15 protein-coding genes and 2 tRNA genes are annotated in these 16158 nt (G+C 65.6%); 4 read left to right on the forward strand and 13 right to left on the reverse strand.

The window, feature by feature from the left end:
• Position 1: 1 nt before the first annotated feature.
• Positions 2-544 (reverse strand): peptidylprolyl isomerase, encoded by a 543-nt coding sequence (locus QZX79_RS12970; RefSeq protein WP_294568698.1) that lies wholly within the window; start codon positions 542-544, stop codon positions 2-4.
• Between the two features lie 121 nt (positions 545-665).
• Here QZX79_RS12970 and QZX79_RS12975 point away from each other — a divergent pair, with 121 nt between their 5' ends.
• Entirely contained in the window at positions 666-1610 is a 945-nt protein-coding gene (locus QZX79_RS12975) for a hypothetical protein (protein ID WP_294568699.1), read from the forward strand.
• Positions 1611-1700: 90 nt separating this feature from the next.
• Here QZX79_RS12975 and QZX79_RS12980 read toward each other — a convergent pair whose 3' ends face one another.
• From QZX79_RS12980 to dnaA, 12 genes are all read right to left on the reverse strand, one after another.
• Complete coding sequence (locus tag QZX79_RS12980) at positions 1701-2615, reverse strand: DMT family transporter (RefSeq protein WP_120165915.1); 915 nt, start codon at positions 2613-2615, stop codon at positions 1701-1703.
• Positions 2616-2748: 133 nt separating this feature from the next.
• Positions 2749-2821 (reverse strand) — tRNA-Ala (locus tag QZX79_RS12985).
• Between the two features lie 44 nt (positions 2822-2865).
• Positions 2866-2982, reverse strand: coding sequence for a DLW-39 family protein (locus tag QZX79_RS12990; protein ID WP_210252841.1), 117 nt, complete (start codon positions 2980-2982; stop codon positions 2866-2868).
• Positions 2983-3019: 37 nt separating this feature from the next.
• Positions 3020-3093 (reverse strand) — tRNA-Ile (locus QZX79_RS12995).
• Between the two features lie 86 nt (positions 3094-3179).
• Positions 3180-3707 (reverse strand): DUF3566 domain-containing protein, encoded by a 528-nt coding sequence (locus tag QZX79_RS13000; RefSeq protein ID WP_120165916.1) that lies wholly within the window; start codon positions 3705-3707, stop codon positions 3180-3182.
• A complete protein-coding gene (gene gyrA, locus QZX79_RS13005; RefSeq protein WP_294568707.1) occupies positions 3704-6361 on the reverse strand; it encodes a DNA gyrase subunit A in 2658 nt (885 codons plus the stop codon). Before gyrA ends, QZX79_RS13000 begins: the two co-directional genes overlap by 4 nt.
• A gap of 81 nt (positions 6362-6442) precedes the next feature.
• Complete coding sequence (gene gyrB / locus QZX79_RS13010; RefSeq protein ID WP_294568729.1) at positions 6443-8479, reverse strand: DNA topoisomerase (ATP-hydrolyzing) subunit B; 2037 nt, start codon at positions 8477-8479, stop codon at positions 6443-6445.
• A gap of 278 nt (positions 8480-8757) precedes the next feature.
• A complete protein-coding gene (locus tag QZX79_RS13015; RefSeq protein WP_294568709.1) occupies positions 8758-9411 on the reverse strand; it encodes a DUF721 domain-containing protein in 654 nt (217 codons plus the stop codon).
• Positions 9395-10579, reverse strand: a complete 1185-nt coding sequence (gene recF, locus QZX79_RS13020; protein ID WP_294568711.1) for a DNA replication/repair protein RecF — start codon at positions 10577-10579, stop codon at positions 9395-9397. Before recF ends, QZX79_RS13015 begins: the two co-directional genes overlap by 17 nt.
• Before the next feature lie 10 nt (positions 10580-10589).
• A complete protein-coding gene (gene gnd, locus QZX79_RS13025) occupies positions 10590-11486 on the reverse strand; it encodes a phosphogluconate dehydrogenase (NAD(+)-dependent, decarboxylating) (protein WP_294568713.1) in 897 nt (298 codons plus the stop codon).
• Between the two features lie 47 nt (positions 11487-11533).
• On the reverse strand, positions 11534-12658 hold the full coding sequence (dnaN, locus tag QZX79_RS13030) for a DNA polymerase III subunit beta (protein ID WP_120165921.1): 1125 nt from the start codon (positions 12656-12658) through the stop codon (positions 11534-11536).
• A gap of 556 nt (positions 12659-13214) precedes the next feature.
• Positions 13215-14624 carry a chromosomal replication initiator protein DnaA gene (gene dnaA, locus QZX79_RS13035; protein WP_294568730.1) on the reverse strand — a complete coding sequence of 470 codons (1410 nt, stop codon included), beginning with the start codon at positions 14622-14624 and terminating at the stop codon, positions 13215-13217.
• Positions 14625-15104: 480 nt separating this feature from the next.
• On the opposite strand from dnaA, the gene rpmH reads away from it, so the two are divergent.
• From rpmH to yidD, 3 genes are all read left to right on the forward strand, one after another.
• Positions 15105-15242 (forward strand): 50S ribosomal protein L34, encoded by a 138-nt coding sequence (rpmH, locus tag QZX79_RS13040; protein WP_055854070.1) that lies wholly within the window; start codon positions 15105-15107, stop codon positions 15240-15242.
• A gap of 85 nt (positions 15243-15327) precedes the next feature.
• On the forward strand, positions 15328-15717 hold the full coding sequence (gene rnpA, locus QZX79_RS13045) for a ribonuclease P protein component (protein ID WP_294568716.1): 390 nt from the start codon (positions 15328-15330) through the stop codon (positions 15715-15717).
• Positions 15711-16076: a membrane protein insertion efficiency factor YidD gene (gene yidD / locus QZX79_RS13050; RefSeq protein ID WP_294568732.1), complete on the forward strand. Its 366-nt coding sequence runs from the start codon at positions 15711-15713 to the stop codon at positions 16074-16076. The genes rnpA and yidD overlap by 7 nt, the downstream gene beginning before the upstream one ends.
• Positions 16077-16158 lie beyond the last annotated feature (82 nt).

Below are 16158 nucleotides of genomic sequence, written 5' to 3' on the forward strand. Positions count from 1 at the left end.
TCTAGAGCTGCTCTACGCTGATGCTGCTGATGACGACGTCCTCGAGGGGCTTGTCGCGCATATCGGTGCCGATGGCGTTCAGCTTGTCCACGACCTTCCGTGAAGCCTCGTCGGTGACGTCACCGAAGATGGTGTGCTTGCCCTGCAGCCAGTTGGTGGGCACCGAGGTGATGAAGAACTGTGACCCGTTCGTTCCGCGTCCGCCCTGGATTCCGGCGTTGGCCATGGCCAGCTTGTAGGGCTCGTTGAAGTCGAGCTCGGGGTGGATCTCGTCATCGAACTTGTATCCCGGGCCGCCGATGCCCTGGCCCAGCGGGTCCCCGCCCTGGATCATGAAGTCCTTGATGATGCGGTGGAAGATGGTTCCGTCGTACAGCGGCTTCGAGGTTTCCTCACCCGTCTGCGGGTGGGTCCAGGTGATCTCGCCCGTGGCGAGGCCCACGAAATTCTTCACCGTCTTCGGCGCGTGGTTGCCAAAGAGATTGACAGCGATGTCGCCGTGGTTGGTGTGGATGGTGGCCTTTGCGGTTGGAATAGCAGTCATGCGCCCATTCTTTCACGGGGTGCCCGCCAAAAATCTGGGAGAGAAGCATTCAGCGCACAGTGAAAACCTTGGAAACCTGAGGGATGAATAGCAAGGCCTGCGGATAGCACGTAGGCTGACCATGACGAGTCACGATCTCCTGGAGGTACTTGTGAAGAAGAACGAAAAGACCGCGCCCGGATTCGAAGAAGGCGTTCTGGCGGGCATCGCGGCCGCCCGTGGCTGGGCAATCCCCTATGTCGGCGCCGCCTACGGCTGGACGAAGCCCCGTTGGGACAAGGGGGTGCAGACGGCCTCTCCAATGATTCAGGAGAGCATGAGGAAGGCCGCGACCGGGGTGTCCACCGGATACGCCACGGTCAGCCCGCTGATCCAGGAGCGGCTGGACCGGGTCGGACCCCGCATCACCTCGGTCATCGACACCACCACTCCTCGCGTGCAGGAAACCCTGGGCAAGGCCGGTCCCGCCCTCACCTCGGCCAAGGGGAAGGTCGTTGACGGCTATATCCCTGCGCTGTCCTACAAGCTTGGCGAGGCGGCCGACTCGGCGTCCCGCTCGGTTGCGGGCGCAACCATCCCGCCGTCGGTCGCCTCAATGGTCACCCGCGTGACCGGGGACAAGAAGGCAGCGCGCAATGCCCAGAAGGCGTTCGTCGCAGCGGGACTGCAGGCCTCGAAGGAGCTGAAGAAGCGCCAGCAGGAGCAGGCCAAGAAGGGCAAGGGCTGGCTGATCGTCGGAATCATCGCCGCGGCGGTCACCGCCGGCGTCGCCGCCTGGCGGGCCTCTAAGCCCGTCGAGGACCCGTGGAAGACACCGGCTCCGGTGACCCAGAGCACCACCCCGCCGCCGACCACGACGACGCCGGTCACTCCGACCACGGCGACGACGACGACCACTCCGGCCACCACGGCTACCACGGCTACCACGGGAACCGGAACCTCGGGTCCGGACCTGACGGCCGCATCGGAGCAGGCAAAGGCCGCGAACAAGAAGGTCAAGGACGCTCCCGTCGATCTCTCCGACACGGCCAAGCACGCCGCGAAGCCGAACGACGCCACCAGCTAGGACCTCAACGATCCTGCGGGAGCGGGAAGGGCGCCGGTATCCGGCTGCCCTTCCCGCTCCCTTTTGGTTTAACACACTCCGGCGGCGGCCTCAGTCCCCGCCGAGCGCCGGTGGTGCCTCGACCGGCCGGGCGGCCGCGCGGCCCGCCGGGCGGGAACGGGCCTGTCCGCGGACCACGACGGCGAGGCCGACCAGGATCAGCAGCAGCCCCGCGTAGGTTCCCGCCGGGAGCTGCTCGTTGAGGAAGACGGCGGCGAGGAGCGCGGCACCGGGGATTTCGAGGAGGATGATCATCGAGATCACCAGCGGGCTCATCACGGCCAGCAGATGATTGAACACGCTGTGGCCCATGATCTGGGCCACGAGGGTCACCCCGAGGATCCCGAGCCAGGCCGCCGGTGAGAATCCGGTCAGCGGCTGGCGGAACAGCAGGCACAGCAGGAGCAGGAGAACGGCGCACCCGCCGTAGCAGAGGGTGGTGTACGTCCCGGTGGACATGGTGCGCCGTGCCGTCGCTCCGGCCATCTGGTAGATCCCGGCGAGGGCACCTCCGGCCAGGGCGAGGACGTCGCCGAGGATCGCCTGGCCGGAGAGCTGCAGGTCGAATCCGGTGATGACGACGACGCCGGCGAACGCGATGGTGAGCCCGGTGACCACCACGGCCGGGGGCCTCGACCCGCGCACGGCGTTGAACAGGGCGATCCAGGCCACCTGGAGGCAGACCAGGGCGGTCGCTGCGGCCACCGACGTCAGCTTGAGGGAGGTGATGAAGCAGGCGAAGTGGAGGGCCAGGGCCGTCGCCGCGGTGAGGAGGCTGCGGAGGTCCGACCGGCCCAGGGCACGGAACTCGGCGCGTTTCGAGACGGCCGCGGGTCCACCCATGATCAATGCGCCGATCAGGTTCCGCCAGAACGCGATGGCGAGGGCCGGCGCCGCCGTCGCGGCCATGATGGGCCCGGACGCCGACACACCGAGGACGCCGAGCACCGAGAGGAAAATGATCACCCTGCAACCCTATGGCAGCCAAAAGGTTCCACGGCACGGAGGCGGCACGAAGGCGGGATCGAAGGAGGAGGAAGGTGCGGCGGCCGGAGACAAAGAAGAACCCCGGTCCGTGGACCGGGGTTCTTCCCTTCGGTGGAGGCACGGGGACTCGAACCCCGAACCCCCTGCTTGCAAAGCAGGTGCGCTACCAATTGCGCCATGCCCCCGTGATGAGCCTCAACCGGTTCAATCGAACCGCTGCGGCCCGGAACTATCCGACCTCGTCGGTCGCCTTGCTCCAGACTGCCTTTTCCTTCTCTGAATCCTGCCACCGCTTGTAAACCAAGACGCCTGCTGCAGCAGCTGCGGCAATCAGCAACTTCTTCACATTCGTCTCCTAGCAGTTGCCTGCGGTGGTGGATCCGTGGGCGTACCAGGACTTGAACCTGGGACCTCTTCGTTATCAGCGAAGCGCTCTAACCGCCTGAGCTATACGCCCCGATACCTCATCGGGCCGAGATACGACTTTACAGCAGGAACTCTGCAAACCTCAAATCGCCGCTCCCGGCCCGATGCCCCAAGACCTTAGTCGTCGGTGAGGGTGACGCCGATTCCGCCGACAAGGGCCGAGGAAATGTTGTACAACACGGCCGAAAGCATCGCCAGGGCCGTCAGGAGCACCACATTGACGACCGCGATAATGGTGGCGAAGGACACAACCTGTCCCAGCGAGGCGAACTGCCGCAGGTCGAAGCCGCCGCTCTCGGTGCCGGCGATCTCGCGCAGCAGGTCGTTGACCCCGTCGAAGATCCCGGTGAGATCCAGGACGGTCCAGATGACGATGGCGGCGACCACCGTGACGATGCCGAGGGCGACCGACAGGAGGAAGGCCATCTTCAGCACCGACCAGGGGTCGACCTTGCTCACCAGCAGCCGCGCCTTGCGCGCCTTGGCCTTCGGAGCAGGCTTCACCAGTCCGGGCCGGGTCCCCGGTCGCGCCGGCTGTCCCGCCGAGGGCCGCTGCGCCGGGCGGGCCGGCGCATTGACCCGCGGACCGCTTCCAGACGAACGCACCGCTCCGCTGGACCGCGGGTTTGTGTTGGCCGAGCTCACTCGCTACCTCCGTATTCCGGCGACTCAGCATCGGGCTCAGCCGTTTCATCTGTCGACAACGGTACTTCATCGGCGTCCGTCGACGAAGCGCCAACCACCGTGCCGTCCGGCTCGACCTCAAGGATCTGCGCTTCCTCAACCGCGTCATCATCAACGGCCATCGAACGCTCGCTGTTGCGCGCCACCCCGATGATACGGTCCTTCTTATCCGGCTTGGCGAAGATGACGCCCATGGTGTCGCGGCCCTTGGCCGGGACGCCGGTGACCGCCGAGCGGACGACCTTCCCGCCCTCCATCACCACGAGCACCTCGTCGCTCTCCTGGACGACGAGCGCGCCGACGAGGTCGCCGCGCTCCTCCGCGAGCTTGGCCACCTTGATACCCAGCCCGCCGCGCCCCTGGACGCGGTACTCGTCGACCTTGGTCCGCTTGGCGAAACCGCCCTCGGTGACAATGAAGACGAAGGAGTCGTCGCTGACGACGGCCGCGGCAAGGAGTTCGTCGTCGGCCCTGAACTTCATGCCGGTCACACCCGAGGTGGCCCGGCCCATGGGGCGCAGCGCCTCGTCGGTGGCGGTGAAGCGCAGCGACTGTCCCTTGCGGGAGACGAGCATCAGGTCATCCGACTCGGAGACCAGCTGGGCCGAGACCAGTTCGTCGCCGTCGCGCAGGTTGATTGCGATGACGCCTGCCGAACGGTTGGTGTCGTAGTCCTCGAGCCTCGTCTTCTTCATCAGGCCGCGCTTGGTGGCAAGGACAAGGTAGGGGGCCTGCTGATAGTCACGCAGGTCGAGGACCTGGGCGATCTTCTCGTCCGGCTGGAAGGCCAGCAGGTTCGCCACGTGCTGGCCCTTGGCGTCCCGGGCGGCCTCGACCAGTTCGTAGGCCTTCGCCCGGTAGACCCGCCCGAGGTTGGTGAAGAACAGCAGCCAGTGGTGGGTGGTGGTGACGAAGAAGTGCTCGACGACGTCGTCGCCGCGCAGCTGCGCACCGCGGATGCCCTTGCCCCCGCGGGCCTGCTGGCGGTAGTTGTCACTGCGGGTGCGCTTGACGTATCCGCCGCGGGTGATGGTGACGACCATCTCCTCCTCGGGGATGAGGTCCTCCATGCTCATGTCGCCGTCGTAGCCCATGAGGATCTCGGTGCGGCGCTCGTCGCCGTGCCGGTCGACGATGTCCTGGAGCTCGGTCGAGACGATGGAGCGCTGGACCTCCGGGGAGGCGAGGATCCGCTGGTACTCGGTGATCTCCCGCTCGAGCTTGTCATGCTCGTCCTGGATCTTCTGCCGCTCCAGGGCGGCCAGGCGGCGCAGCTGCATGTTCAGGATGGCCGCGGCCTGGACCTCGTCGATGGAGAGCAGGGTCATCAACCCGCCTCGGGCGTCCTCCACCGTCTGGGAGGCGCGGATCAGGGCGATGACCTCGTCAAGGGCGTCGAGGGCCTTGAGGTAGCCGCGCAGGATGTGGGCCGCCTCCTCCGCCTTGCGGAGGCGGTAGCGGGTGCGCCGGACGATCACTTCGAGCTGGTGGGTCACCCAGTGCCGGATGAACGCATCGAGGCTCAGGGTGCGCGGCACATTGTCGACGATGGCGAGCATGTTGGCGCTGAAGTTGTCCTGCAGCTGGGTGTGCTTGTACAGGTTGTTCAGCACGACCTTCGCCACGGCGTCGCGCTTGAGCACGATCACCAGGCGCTGCCCGGTGCGGCCTGAGGTCTCATCGCGCAGGTCGGCGATGCCGCTGATCTTGCCGTCCTTGACCAGGTCGGCGATCTTGATCGCCAGGTTGTCAGGGTTCGCCTGGTACGGCAGCTCGGTGACCACCAGACAGGTGCGGCCCTGGATCTCCTCGACATTGACCACGGCGCGCATGGTGATCGACCCGCGGCCGGTCCGGTAGGCGTCCTCGATGCCCCGGTGCCCGAGGATCTGGGCGCCGGTGGGGAAGTCGGGGCCCTTGATCCTCACGATCAGCGCCTCGAGCAGTTCCTCCTTGGAGGCCTCCGGGTGCTGCAGGTACCACTGGACGCCGTCGGCGACCTCGCGCAGGTTGTGCGGCGGGATGTTCGTGGCCATGCCGACCGCGATGCCCGAGGAACCGTTGACCAGCAGGTTGGGGAAGCGGGACGGCAGGATCGTCGGTTCCTGGTTCTTGCCGTCGTAGTTGTCCTGGAAATCGACGGTCTCCTCGTCGATGTCGCGGACCATCTCCATGGCCAGCGGCGCCATCTTGGTCTCGGTGTACCGCGGGGCGGCCGCGCCGTCGTTGCCCGGTGACCCGAAGTTGCCCTGGCCGAGGGCGAGCGGGTAGCGCATCGTCCAGTCCTGGATGAGGCGCACCAGCGCGTCGTAGATCGCGCCGTCGCCGTGCGGGTGGTACTGGCCCATGACCTCGCCGACGACGCGGGCGCACTTGTTGAAGGAACGCTCGGGGCGGTAGCCGCCGTCGAACATCGCATAGAGCACCCGGCGGTGGACCGGCTTCAGCCCGTCCCGCACGTCGGGAAGGGCGCGTCCGATGATGACGGCCATGGCGTAGTCAAGGTAGGACCGCTGCATCTCGGTCTGCAGGTCGACCTGTTCAACGCGGTCGGTCAGCACCTCCCCGGCCAGGATCTCTTCGGGTGCGGCTCCGTCATTCGGCGTCTCGCTCATAAGTCCTTATTCCATTTCGTTCAAATGTTTACCGCGGACAGGGGGCACCGGCACCAGCTCCAGCCGGCACCCGGTGGATCCCTAGATGTCCAGGAAGCGCACGTCCTTGGCGTTCTGCTGAATGAAGTTGCGGCGGGACTCGACGTCCTCGCCCATCAGCACCGAGAAGACCTGGTCGGCAGCGGCGGCGTCGTCCATGGTGACCTGGAGCAGCGTGCGGCGGTCGGGGTCCATCGTGGTCTCCCACAGTTCGGTGTAGTCCATCTCGCCGAGGCCCTTGTAGCGCTGGATGCCGTTGTCCTTGGGCAGGCGCAGGTTGTTGGCAAGGCCCTGCCGGATCGTCTCGTCGCGTTCCTTGTCGCTGTAGACATAGGCGTGCGGGGCGTTGGACCACTTGATGCGGTAGAGCGGCGGCTGCGCCAGGTACACGAATCCGCTCTCGATCAGCGGACGCATGTAGCGGAAGAGCAGCGTCAGCAGCAGCGTGGTGATGTGCTGACCGTCGACGTCGGCATCGGCCATCAGGACGATCTTGTGGTACCGGGCCTTCGCGACGTCGAAGTCCTCGCCGATGCCGGCGCCGAAGGCCGTGATCATCGCCTGGACTTCGCTGTTGCCCAGCGCCCGGTCGAGGCGGGCCCGCTCGACGTTGAGGATCTTGCCGCGCAGCGGAAGGATCGCCTGGGTCTCGGGGTTGCGCCCGCGGACGGCCGAACCGCCTGCTGAGTCACCCTCCACAATGTAGATCTCGGACTTGGCCGGGTCCTTCGACTGGCAGTCCTTGAGCTTGCCCGGCATTCCTCCGGACTCGAGCAGGCCCTTGCGCCGGGTGGACTCGCGGGCCTTGCGGGCGGCCAGCCGGGCCTGGGCGGCCTGGATGGACTTGCGGATGACATCGCGGGCGGGGCCCGGGTTCCGCTCAAGCCAGTCTCCGAGCTGGTCGGTCACGACCCGCTGGACGAAGCCCTTGGCCTCGGAGTTGCCCAGCTTGGTCTTGGTCTGGCCTTCGAACTGCGGTTCGGCGAGCTTGACGGAGATGACCGCCGTCAGGCCCTCGCGGATGTCGTCGCCGGTCAGGTTGTCGTCTTTTTCCTTGATGATGTTCTTGTCGCGCGCGTACTTGTTGATCAGCGTCGTCATGGCGGCCCGGAAACCCTCTTCGTGGGTTCCGCCCTCATGCGTGTTGATCGTGTTGGCGTAGGTGTGGACGCTCTCCGAGTAGGCGGTGGTCCACTGCAGGGCGACCTCGACGGCGATCTTGCGGTCAGTGTCCTCGGTTTCGAACGCGATGACGTCCTCGTGGATCACCTCGACCCGCTTTGAGGAGTTCAGGTGCCGGACGTAGTCGAGCAGCCCGTTCTCGTAGAGGTACTCGACCTGGCGGTGCTTCGGGGTGTCATCCTCGGGCGCCTCGCCGGGCTCGTGGTGCTCCGTGATCTCGTCGGTCTCAATGTCGGCGCGCTCGTCGAGCAGGGTGATGCGCAGTCCCTTGTTGAGGAAGGCCATCTGCTGGAACCGTGCACGCAGCGTCTCGTAGTCAAACTCGACGGATTCGAAGATCGTCTCGTCCGGGTAGAAGGTCTGGGTGGTGCCGGTCTCCGAGGTTTCCTCGCCCCGGCGCAGCTCGCCGACCGGCTTGCCGCCCTCGGCGAAGGACTGCCGCCACACGAAGCCCTGGCGCCGGACCTCGGTTTCCACCCGCTTCGAGAGGGCGTTGACCACCGAGATGCCGACACCGTGAAGACCGCCGGAGACCGCGTAGCCGCCGCCGCCGAACTTCCCGCCCGCGTGGAGGATGGTCATGACGACCTCCACGGTGGGCCGGCCCTCGGTGGGGTGCATGTCCACGGGGATCCCGCGGCCGTTGTCGATCACGCGCACCCCGCCGTCCGCGAGGAGGGTCACCTCAATGGTGTCGGCATGACCGGCAAGCGCCTCATCGACGGAGTTATCCACCACCTCATAGACAAGGTGGTGGAGGCCCCGGGGGCCCGTCGACCCGATATACATGCCTGGGCGTTTCCGTACCGCCTCAAGGCCTTCGAGCACCGTGATATCGCTGGCGCCGTAGCTGTGGGAGGTCGCTGCTGAGAGGGCGGGAGACTCGCCAACCCCAATTTTGACATCGCTAGCGTTCAACTCGTTCTCGTTTGCCACAGGCGCAGTCGACTCCTCAATGTGTTTATGCGGGGAAACTTCTCTATTCTACCCTGCGGCAGGGCTCAATCCCGCACAAACCCGCCTCTAGCGGCCAAGAATGGCGCTTTTAAGCCAACAGCAGGACGCCGGTAGGGGCCGTATACGTCGGAAAGGCTCCCGGGACCTCTACCCGCCGCTCACGCGATTTCCGGGTCGGACCGGATTTTGCCGGCCCGCCCGGGCGGCGGTGACGCCGGTCACCCGTAGGTGTCCCGCGGGCCGCGGCCCTTCACCGAGCGTCCGCCCTTGCGCCAGCTTGGGCCCGCCGGCCCCACCACCGAGATGCGGGTGACCACCTTGGGACCGAGCTCGGCGTCGAACCTGCGCAGCAGGTCCGGGCTGATCAGCCGGAGCTGGGTGGCCCAGGCGGTGGAGTCGCAGCGGACCAGCACCGTGGTCCCGTCGAAACTCTCAGGATGGCAGTGGGAGGCGATTTCCGAACCCACAAGCTCGGTCCAGCGCGCCAGCACCGACCCCACGGCGACGGGCGAGTTCCAGCCGCGTTCGGCGAGCAGTTTGTTGAAGACCTTCCCGAGGCCTTCGGGATCCCGCCCGCCGTAGACCGGGGCCGGGGAGTAGCGTCGCCGGGAGGCCGCCGGGGCGCGGCGGCCGACCGGCACCCGTGGTGTGCCGCGGGACTGGGAGGCATCCCGAAGGCGGTTCAGCAGCGCTTCGGGTGCGTTCTGCTCGACGCCGGCGGGAAGCCCGGCCTCCCCGGCCGGGGCCCGGCCGGCCGCAGCACCCGGGGACCCGGGTTCCGCGCCGGCGCCCTCGTTCATCCCGTCCACGGGCGTGCCCCCGGTGTCAGGCCCTGTGTGCCCGCTGCCCGATCCGTCAGCCTGCGTCGGCATCGATTCCTCCAGGAACGACGCGGAGCTGCCGCCCTGCCAGCTCCTCCGGAATGTCCCCGGGAACCGCGGCGGTGACAAGCACCTGCTCCGCGCCGGAGACGATTTTCGCAAGTTTTCTCCTCCGCTGAGTGTCCAGCTCCGCGAAGACATCGTCAAGGATCAGCACCGGGGTCGCCCCGGGGGTCTGGTCCTCCTCATTGAGCAGGTAGTAGGAGGCGAGGCGCAGGGCCAGGGCCATCGACCAGGTTTCCCCGTGGGAGGCGTATCCCTTGGCCGGGGCCGGTCCGAGCATGAGGCTCAACTCGTCGCGGTGCGGTCCCACCAGGGAGATCCCCCGGTCGAGCTCCTTCTTGCGGTGCTGTACCAGCGCCTCGAGGAAACGGTCGGTCAGTTCCGCCGGATCCGCGCCGTGAAGTTCCCCGGCACGGATTCCGGCTGCGTCCGGGTCCTCGTCGTCGAACAGGCCCGCCACCGTGGCCCGGTAGCCGGCCGACGCCTCCTTCGAACCGTCGGTCAGCTGGGCGTAGGCCAGCGCCAGATGCGGCTGGAGCCTTTCGACAAGGCCCAGCCGAGCATGAAGGAGGCGTGCCCCGGTTTCGGCAAGGTGCTGGTCCCACACCTCGAGTGTTGCCTCGTGCGCTCCCGAGAACCGCCCGGCCGCCCGGGCGGATTTCAGCAGCGCGTTGCGCTGCTTGAGGACCCGCTCGTAGTCGACACGCAGGGCCGCCTGGTGCGGAACCAGCGTGACGAGGACCTCGTCGAGATATCGCCGCCGGACGGCCGGATCGCCCTTGACGAGGGCGAGGTCCTCCGGAGCGAAGAGCACGGTCTTGAGGATGCCTGCGGCTGCCCGCGCCCGGACCGGATTGGCCCGGTTGATCCGGGCGCGGTTGGCGCCGGCGGCATTGATCTCCACCTCGACGCTTGTCCGCTGCACCCCGCGGACAAGCTTCCCCCGCACCAGCGCCCTCTCAGCGGAGAAACCGATGAGGGGCTTGTCGGTGCTGACCCGGTGCGAGGAGAGGGACGCAAGGTACCCGATGGCCTCCACGATGTTCGTCTTCCCCACGCCGTTGGGTCCGACGAACACCGTCACGCCGGGAGCCAGCCCGGTGTCGAGCTGGTGGTAGCTGCGGAAGTCGGTGAGCGATAGGTGCTCTATGTACACCGGCCCCCGCTCAGGCGGGATCCTGGCGGGCCGGGCGTACCGCGTGTCCACCGAACTGGTTCCGGAGGGCCGCGACCATCTTCATCGCCGGGGAGTCGTCCTGCCGCGAGGAGAAGCGGGCGAAGACCGAGGCCGTGATCGCCGGGGTGGGCACTGCGTTGGCGATCGATTCCTCGACGGTCCAGCGTCCCTCACCGGAGTCCTCGACGTAACCGGCAACCTGGGCGAGCTCGGGGTCGTCCTGCAGCGCGTTCACCATGAGGTCGAGCAGCCAGGACCGGACGACCGTGCCCTTCTGCCAGGCGGTGAAGGTTCCGGGCACGTCCTTGATGATGTCCTTGGCCTGCAGGAGTTCATATCCCTCGGCGTAGGCCTGCATGAGCCCGTATTCGATGCCGTTGTGGACCATCTTGGCGTAGTGTCCGGCGCCGATGTCGCCGACGTGGACGAAGCTTTCGTGCCGCTCACCCTCGGGCCGGAGCGCATCGAAGATCGGCAGGGCGCGGGCGACTTCGGCGTCGCTGCCGCCGACCATCAGACCGTAGCCGTTCGCCAGGCCCCACACGCCGCCCGAGACGCCGCAGTCCAGGAAGGAGATGCCGTGCTCGGCGAGGAGTGCACCGTGGGCCTGGTCGTCGGTGAAGCGGGAATTGCCGCCGTCGATGACGAGGTCGCCTTCCTGCAGTGCGCCGGACAGTTCGCGGATGACGTTGTCGGTCACAGCTCCGGCGGGAACCATCACCCAGATGATGCGGGGAGCCGGTACGGCGGCCACCAGCTCATCGAGGGAGGACACATCGGTCAGGTCCGGGTTTCGATCGAAGCCGGTGACGGTGATGCCCCCACGGCGCAGCCGTTCCCTCATGTTGAAGCCCATTTTGCCTAGTCCGATAAGGCCAATATGCATTGCATTTACTCTTTCTACCGTGGGGGCGGCCGGCGTTACGCCGGTCCTTACTGGTTCGGAAGCCGAACGGGCATCAGGAGGTACCGGTAGTCTTCCCGGTCCTCGCCTGTGGCTTCCTCCTGTGCCGACATGACAGCCGGTTTTGGCGGGGAAGTGAACGAAAAGCGCACGAATTTGCTGGGGAAAGCGCCGAGACCCTCGCTGAGGTACTGCGGGTTGAACGCGACGGTGATGTCGTCGCCGTCGAGGGTCGCCTCGATGGCTTCGGAGGCCTGGGCATCCTCGCCGGTGCCGGCGTCAAGAGCCACCTGGCCCTGGGTGAAGGCCAGCCGCACCGGGGTGTTCCGCTCGGCCACCAGCGACACACGCCGCACGGCCTCCACTAGGGCGCTGGTTTCGACGGTGGCGTGGATCGGCGTGGTTTCGGGGAAGAGGGACCGGATCTTCGGGTAGTCCCCGTCGACCAGCAGGGAGGTGGTCCGCCGGCCGCCGCTTTCGAAACCGATCAGTTCGCTGTCATCGGAGAAGGCGATGTTCAGGTCGCCGGCGCCCCCGAGGGTTTTGGCGACCTCATTGAGGGTTTTGGCCTTGACCAGGGCGCTGGTGGAGATGCCCGGAGTTGAAGGCTTCCAGGACACTTCCCGCAGGGCCAGCCGGTACCGGTCGGTGGCGAGGAGCGTGATGAGGTCGTCTTCGATCTCCATGCGGACGCCGGTGAGGATAGGCAGGGTGTCGTCGCGGCTGGCGGCGATGATCACCTGGGAGACGGCCTGGGCGAAGGCATCACCGTCGACGACGCCGCTGACGGCGGGGAGCTTCGGCAGCTCGGGGTATTCCCCTTCGGGCATGGTGGCGAGGTTGAACCGGCTGTTGCGGCAGGTCAGGGTGACTTTCGATCCGTCAGTGGCCACCTCGACGGGTGCCGAGGGCAGGCTGCGGCAGATGTCGGCGAGCAGGCGTCCCGAAACGAGGATGGTTCCTTCCTCGCTGATGTCGGCGGGGATCTCCAGGCGTGCGGAGATTTCGTAGTCGAAGCTCGCCAGGGAGAGGGCTCCACCCTCGGCCTTGATAAGCAGCCCTGCCAGCACGGGAACAGGCGGGCGCGGGGAAAGGGAGCGCGCTGTCCAGGAGACAGCCTCCGCGAGAACGTCCCGCTCAACTCTGAATTTCACGGAAGGAAGCCGCCTTTCACAAAGTACCTCTTGAGTACAACCACCGACATGGACGTACGTGGGCGGGGTCCGGTGTCTGTGCGGAAAGAGAATCCGGGAGGGCACCGTTGACCCCAACCCTGCTTGGAACACAGCTTAGCCTGAGCCGCCGGGTCCCGTGGATGGGTGCCGTCGGAACGGACGGGGCCGGCCGGCCCCAGCCGGGAGGAGCGACCCGGAACGGGTCGGATCCGGGTCCGGACCGGGATGCAGGAACACGAGAGTGTTATCTGAAGAACTTTTTGAAGTTTAAGGTTCGTAGTGTTAATAACTGCTGTGGAAACTGTGGATAAGTCCACCCGCCGCCCGTAGTCCGCGGATCTGCCCTGTGGACAAGCTGTGTGTCCACAGCCCGTCCTGAAAGCCGGCCCTGTGGGGGAAATCCTTGTCATTTCGCGGATCCACAGTGCGGGTAGGGGTTTTCCTCAGGTTCGGGCAGGTTGTTCCGGGGGTTATCCACAGTTGTGTCCACAGCTGTTAATTTCCCGCCCGTTGGGCGGTCCCCCGGCGGGCGGCCTCAGGCTTCCCGCTGCTTGTGTTTGATGCGGTTCGTCAGTTCGGTCACCTGGTTGAAGATGGCCCGGCGCTCGGCCATGAGTTCGCGGATCTTGCGGTCGGCGTGGATGACAGTAGTGTGATCACGGCCACCGAGCTCCTGGCCGATCTTGGGCAGGGACATATCGGTCAGTTCGCGGCAGAGGTACATGGCGATCTGCCGGGCCGTCACCAGGGTGCGGGTGCGGGACTTGCTGCACAACTCCTCGAGGCTGATCTGGAAGTAGTCGGCGGTCTGGGCCATGATCACCGTCGAGGTGATCTCCTGAGCGCCGTCATCGGAGATCAGATCCTTGAGCACGATCTCGGCCAGGTTCACGTCGACCGGCTGCCGGTTGAGGCTCGCGAAGGCGGTGACCCGGATCAGGGCCCCCTCAAGTTCCCGGATGTTCGTTGCGATCTTGGACGCGATGTACTCAAGGACGTCATCGGGTGCGCTCAGGCTGTCGCTGATCGCCTTCTTGCGCAGGATGGCAATACGGGTTTCGAGTTCGGGCGGCTGGATATCGGTGAGCAGGCCCCACTCGAACCGGGACCGCATGCGCTCCTCGAAGCCTGAAAGCTGCTTTGGCGGCAGGTCCGAGGTGATCACCACCTGCTTGTTGTGGTTGTGCAGCGCATTGAAGGTGTGGAAAAACTCCTCCTGGGTCCGGTCCTTGCCGGAGAGGAACTGGATGTCATCGATGAGCAGGATGTCCACATTGCGGTAGGTCTGCTTGAAGCTTGTGCCCTCATCGTCGCGGATCGAGTTGATGAAGTCGTTAGTGAATTCCTCGGAGTTCACGTACCTCACGCGGATGCCGGTGTAGAGATGCCGGGCATAGTGGCCGATCGCGTGAAGGAGGTGGGTCTTGCCAAGGCCCGAGTCACCGTAGATGAACAACGGGTTGTAGGCCTTGGCGGGAGCCTCGGCGACGGCGACGGCGGCGGCGTGGGCGAACCGGTTCGAGGAGCCGATGACGAAGGTGTCGAAGATGTACTTGGGGTTCAGGCGGCCGAACTCATGGGAGTTGCTTGGCGGCGTCGGCGACGGCTTGGGCTCTTCCCGCTGTTCCGGGGAGGGGACCAATTCCGGAACCGGCTCCTCCTCGGCGACCGGAGTGAGATCGGGGTCGATGACGAACGCACACTGGATGTCCTCCCTGAACACTTCGTGCAGGGCTTCGTCCAGGGCAGCCTTCAGCTGGGTCTGGAGCACCTCGCGGGTCAGTTCATTTGGGACGGCGACCAGCATTGTGGTGCCGATCAGCCCCTGGGCCTGGGCCAGAACGACGAATCCGCGCTGCCTCGGTGTGACGCGATCGTCATGCTCAAGGGTACGGATCACCTTCCGCCATGAGCTGCCGACGTCGTTGACCTCGTCCGTTTCCACCACAAATACCCCTCAAACCTTCACAATCCGCACCTGAAAATGGCCGTAATCCACAGGGTTGTACACAGATGGTGGATAAACCGGCCCTGCCAAGACTAGAGGATGGAAACTACAGAAGATAGCGGTCAAACCGTGGACAAAGCAGGGCCCGGGACGGTCCTCCGGGGCATTTAGGCGCTACCCGGCGCGGTCCGGAGGCCGCTGATTGTCCACAGGCGGATGTCCACAGGTGTGGATGATGCAGTGGATGGAACCCGCCGCCGGCCGGTTTGACGCTGCTGTGTCCCGTCGCCTAACGTTATGTAGTCCTTTATGTCTGCATTTCGCATGCCACCACGACTGTTCCGGGTAGTAAGAGGCCTCGGATGCGTGCTGGCGTTTCGAGCGTCCTGCGGGTGTGCACCTTAATCGCGTCAGTCTGTTCTTCCCCCTTGTTGCAATGGGCCGGACGCATCTCAAGATCGTCTTGGAGTAAACACAGTGAGCAAGCGGACCTTTCAGCCGAATAACCGCCGTCGTGCCAAAAAGCACGGTTTCCGCCTTCGCATGCGTACCCGCGCAGGCCGTGCCATTCTGTCGGCACGCCGCAGCAAGGGCCGTACCGAGCTGTCGGCATAAGCGGTTCCACCCTTCCCGTGACGAGGCCCAGCCTGGATCGCGCGGTATCAAACACTTTTCCGGTTTCTTAGGAGAGGCGCATTAGGTGCTCGCAAAGATCCACAGGGTGCGCGTCGCCGGAGATTTTTCACGGACTGTACGTTCCGGCGCCCGATCTGGGCGCCGGAACGTCGTCTTATATGCCTCCCGGCGGGCCCTCGATGAGCCCACCAGGTGTGGTTTCATCGTGGGGAAAAACGTAGGGAACGCGGTTACGCGCAATCTCGTTAAGCGGAGACTGCGTGCCGCTGCCGCGGCGTTCATCTCCCGGAACCCCGCGGGAATGGACCTCGTGGTGCGTGCCCTGCCCGCTTCCGCCCTCGCCGGGTGGAATGATCTCAGCAGGGACTTCGAGAAGGCGGCCGCCGGCGCTGTTCGGCGGTTGGGCCCGGAGGACGACGGCCGGACAGGAAACGAGGGAGGCGCAGCATCGTGAGAACCACTGGTTCCCGGTACGGTCGGCTCCTGCGTGATGTTCCCCGCAACCTCCTGATTCTGATTCTTATGACCTATCGACGGGTGATCTCCCCCCTTTACGGTCAGGTCTGCCGGTTCTATCCGAGCTGCTCCGCCTATGCACTTGAGGCGGTGACCGTCCATGGCGCGGTACGGGGAAGTACGCTTGCCCTTAAAAGAGTTCTGCGGTGTCATCCTTGGAATGACGGCGGCGTGGACCACGTCCCGCAGGGCGGCCGGATTTTCCCCGACGGAAAAGTGCCTGCGATTGTTGTGTTGAACCACCCGGTGATTCCGGACGATGACGAAAGCCGCCCCGCGGCTCGAGGAGCTAACTGATTATGGATTTCTTCGGGACGATCCTGTTCCCCTTCCGGTGGCTTGTGTCCTGGATCATGGTGATGTTCCACGAGGGCTTCAC

The sequence above is a fragment of the uncultured Arthrobacter sp. genome (assembly GCF_902805515.1).
GTDB lineage: Bacteria > Actinomycetota > Actinomycetes > Actinomycetales > Micrococcaceae > Arthrobacter_D.

What these genes read in the sequence shown, in the direction of transcription:
- QZX79_RS12970 (WP_294568698.1), bottom strand. Translation starts at nt 544, where the DNA reads ATGACTGCTATTCCAACCGCAAAGGCCACCATCCACACCAACCACGGC.
- QZX79_RS12975 (WP_294568699.1), top strand. Translation starts at nt 666, where the DNA reads ATGACGAGTCACGATCTCCTGGAGGTACTTGTGAAGAAGAACGAAAAG.
- gyrA (WP_294568707.1), bottom strand. Translation starts at nt 6,361, where the DNA reads ATGAGCGAGACGCCGAATGACGGAGCCGCACCCGAAGAGATCCTGGCC.
- QZX79_RS13015 (WP_294568709.1), bottom strand. Translation starts at nt 9,411, where the DNA reads ATGCCGACGCAGGCTGACGGATCGGGCAGCGGGCACACAGGGCCTGAC.
- gnd (WP_294568713.1), bottom strand. Translation starts at nt 11,486, where the DNA reads ATGCATATTGGCCTTATCGGACTAGGCAAAATGGGCTTCAACATGAGG.